Source organism: Bartonella taylorii 8TBB (genome assembly GCF_902825155.1).
GTDB classification, from domain to species: Bacteria; Pseudomonadota; Alphaproteobacteria; order Rhizobiales; family Rhizobiaceae; genus Bartonella; species Bartonella taylorii_A.
The window spans coordinates 1-456 of the sequence record NZ_CADEAG010000119.1 but is presented as its reverse complement, the minus strand read 5'-3'; the positions used below and the strand labels follow the sequence as shown (position 1 = coordinate 456).

Genomic DNA, 456 nt, shown 5'->3' with positions numbered 1-456 from the left:
CCTTTGGAATTATGGGAAATTATGGCAAGCTTTCTTTGCAGCCTCGAAAGGTGAAACAAAGTCAAAAAAGTATATTTCATAAATGGTTAATAACAGCGTATGGTAGCGTGGAACATGATGCTGGTTTTTATGTGGATGGACTTTTATCCTATGGTCTATTTAAAGGTGATGTTCTCACCTCTACAAGGGGCAAGACGGCAACATTAAAAGGAAATCCTCTGAATGTTTCTTTGTCTGCGGGTAAGACATTTATGGCAGGGTATAAAGATCTTGTTTTTGATCCGCAGGTTCAGCTTATTTATCAATATCTCCGGTTTGATAATATCCATGATGCTGATAACTTTTATATTGAGATAGGACAATCTATTCAATGGATAATGCTTTTTGGTGGTCGTTTAACCAAAACACCTCCAACCCCTAAAAAGCATCGCATCATTTCTATCAATCGAAAACTTC

General features: G+C 37.1%; 1 protein-coding gene. It reads left to right on the top strand.

Annotated features, from left to right (window positions below):
• Positions 1-456: autotransporter domain-containing protein (locus J7R13_RS08925; protein WP_208438318.1), on the top strand; the 456-nt coding region annotated here is incomplete at both ends.